This window comes from Arthrobacter sp. 2YAF22_2, from assembly GCF_052114645.1.
GTDB lineage: Bacteria > Actinomycetota > Actinomycetes > Actinomycetales > Micrococcaceae > Arthrobacter.
This window is the reverse complement of sequence record NZ_JBFRFD010000459.1, coordinates 1-2,967: the sequence shown is the minus strand read 5'-3', so window position 1 is coordinate 2,967 and position 2,967 is coordinate 1. Positions and strand designations below refer to the sequence as shown.

Sequence of the window (2,967 nt, the reverse complement as noted above, 5' to 3'; positions counted from 1 at the left end):
GCCCCACCGCAAACGCCTGTTCCACTTGACGCTTCTCGCGGTGCAAATCCCCAATCGTCATGACGGAAACGCCCAGGTCCCCAAGCCAAGCTTGAAGTCCTGCCTTCGCGGAACTGCTGGCAGGCACAACAACACAGTCACTCGGCCCTATTTCTTCGATAGAGCTCCACAGGACCGACCCGAGCAACGGTACTGCTTCCGAAGCCGCCTGTGCGGCGGCTGCCAGTTCGTCGAGTATTTCGTCGTTCTCTGCCGAACCGCGCAGCCGTCTCGCTTGCACCGCTACCTGCTCGGCCGCATCGTGGAGACCAGCGTTCAGACTGATCGGCTGTGGCTGCGTCACCAGCCGCCATCGCATCGCGTTGACGGCACCAGCCAGATCAGACCAAGGCACCGGGTCACCCTCACGCATGATCGAAAGCAGTCTACGTGCAGCTGCGTTGAGGCGCGCTCCTCCGGAATCAGCGACCCGAACTATCTCGACACCGTTTCGCCGGAGTTCCGCACAAGAGGCGTAGCGCGCGTTAAGGGCCTCAATCCGTCTCACAGCGCAACCGTGAACGCAAGAGCCTCGACACCGATTGGCGGTGTCCAGCCAAGGGTGTCGCGGATCGAGACGGGTTCCCCGCGCGTGTTTCGTAACTGCACGATAATTTCGGCAGCCGTCTCATCCGCGACTGATCGATCCAGGACGCAGACCACAATTGGAGCCTCTATCTCAGCCAGATACTTGATCGCGCCGCTCCCATCCAACACGACCGCAACGACCTCCTTGGGTAGCGGAAGAACCTCAGCGAGGCTAGCGGAGGCGTACAGCCGTGTCGACCATGTCGGGCCGCGCTCGTCCTTCGGGAGCAAGAGGGACGCGATTTCATCCGACCCAGACACGGTACAGCCGTCCTGTGCAAGGTACGCGCCGAAATCGTCTTTCAGCCACTTGAGCGTTCCCACAATAGCCAGGTCCATGGATGGGCTCGCAAGACGCTGATCCCAGGTCTCCCGCAATCCTGCAAGATCGCAGACACTCCCTGGAACGGGCCGTCGTCCTCGCAGGGGCTCGGTAAGTTCAGGCAGCACCGCGAGTGCACGAATCAAATCCGCCTGCCAGTATGTACCGCCCACGTGGACGCGTGGACGCGCAAAGTTGTCGTCAAATTCGTAAAAGTAGTCACTCAGAACCTCGTTCGAGGTGACGATTCTCACCGGAGTTCCACGCTCGAGGCTCCGCATGAGTTCGATCGGCGGCCGAATCTCGGGGGCAGGTCGAGTCATGGCCCATCCGCAACCAATCAGAGCAGCCGCGAAATCTCTCGTCGGAACCGACACGACTGCAACGAGTTGACGTCCTTCGGCTCGCTGGGCGTACCGCGCAAGGCGAGCGCCAAGAGCAACCAGTGATCCGATCCAAGATGCTCGATGCGCCGGCTCGTCGATGGCCTCGGCTAGGGAAAGCAACGCCTGCCCCACACCGGGAGACGGAGAAACCAATGCGGACCCCCTTTCTCGCAACTCGTCACAACCTTCTCTTCAGGATCATAGGGCGGCACACCGACATCGCCTTTAAGACACCGAACGCTAATTCGTCGTCCACCAAGTACTTCCCAACACCGCGATATTGCCGACCCCACGCCGCAGCATCCGCGGCAGATTCCTAGCGCCTAGCCCGAGCACGGCGGTACGGAGAGCCAAGCAAGTCTTTTTCGTCGCGGGAGAAGATGAAGCCATCGGCAGGCCCCCGAGGGAGCGCCGGCGAATGTACCCTAGATCGGATCTAACGAAGTCGAGCGTGCTAGGCCGGCATAGAGAACATGACGATTACGCTTCCTCTTTGTCTTTGGGTTCATCAATCCGCGGAGCTGGCTCCCGGCTCGTCTCATCGGGACGGGCCTGCCGCCACCTACGCCCACCGATAAGAGCCCCAGTGTTGTCTTCGGAAGGTACAACACGGACCGAGACGTACTCGTCCTGACGCGGCACCGGAACACCGAGATCTTCAGCCAGCTGACGGTGATAAAGCCCACTGAGGATGAGATAACCCTCTGGCGCCAAGACGGAGCGGGAACCGCCGTTATAGCGCACCCGCTTCTGGTGATCTAGCTGACGGCTCACGGTCGCGACGATGTTGCGGTGGACRATCATGTCTACGGCCGCCCTGAATAGACGATGCGTGCGCTGCGTGCCAAAGCGACTATCAAAAATGTCGTCCACGACGTCACGCGGAAGCTGGAGCAACACGTTCGGGCGCAGTGGCGCATCCTTCCAGATCCATTGAACAGAGTCCCTCCCCAAGGCATTGAGTTGACTCTTCTTGTCCCGGTTGGTTGACTCCTTACGRACCTCTGCGGTAATGCGAATGAGGCCAAGGGACCAGACCGACTCCGCATCACTACCTGTCACGACGAGGGCAAGCTCACCGAAAACCTCTGGGGGCAGCATCCAACTTCCCGACGTCTGACTCCACTTGGCGTCAACCTGGTGTCCGGAAATCCGGTAGTCCGTTGCATCTCCGCCCTCAAACTCGAACTCGCGCTGAGCGTTGATCTCCATGAGCGTGCCGAAATGGGTTTTCTCTGTCTTCATCAATTGATCCCAGCGATACCGACCTGTCTCTTGGCCGTTGTAGATCATGTCGTAGGTACGGCGAATTACGGATGCCCACCGCACACCGTCGGGGTCAAGCCGCAGTAGCTCAGCGGCAACCTCATCGAGGGCACGGTCCGATTTGGGGGCGAATATATCCATAGAGTGGCTCACCCGCTGAGCCTACATATAAGACTGGCTGCATCTACTGCCGACACGTCCAAATGCATTTACGATTCCGCCGGTATTGGGGGGAATTTGAACACGCACCCAATCACTGACCTCTGGCCACTCGTCAGGGCACGCACTAGGGACGTTGCACCATTTCCTGCTTGGGAACGACGCACAACCGCCTACGTCGCTTGCGACTCATAGGATGTGCGGAGC

2 protein-coding genes and 1 pseudogene are annotated in these 2,967 nt (G+C 59.7%); all 3 read right to left on the bottom strand.

Translation table 11 applies throughout. The features are described from left to right. Nucleotides 1-412 (bottom strand): annotated as a pseudogene (locus AB4Y86_RS15820) (hypothetical protein); the annotation flags it as partial. Nucleotides 413-543: 131 nt separating this feature from the next. Further along, nucleotides 544-966 (bottom strand): hypothetical protein, encoded by a 423-nt coding sequence (locus AB4Y86_RS15815; RefSeq protein WP_441403139.1) that lies wholly within the window; start codon nt 964-966, stop codon nt 544-546. 849 nt (nt 967-1,815) lie between these two features. Then, complete coding sequence (locus tag AB4Y86_RS15810; RefSeq protein ID WP_441403138.1) at nt 1,816-2,754, bottom strand: NaeI family type II restriction endonuclease; 939 nt, start codon at nt 2,752-2,754, stop codon at nt 1,816-1,818. Nucleotides 2,755-2,967 lie beyond the last annotated feature (213 nt).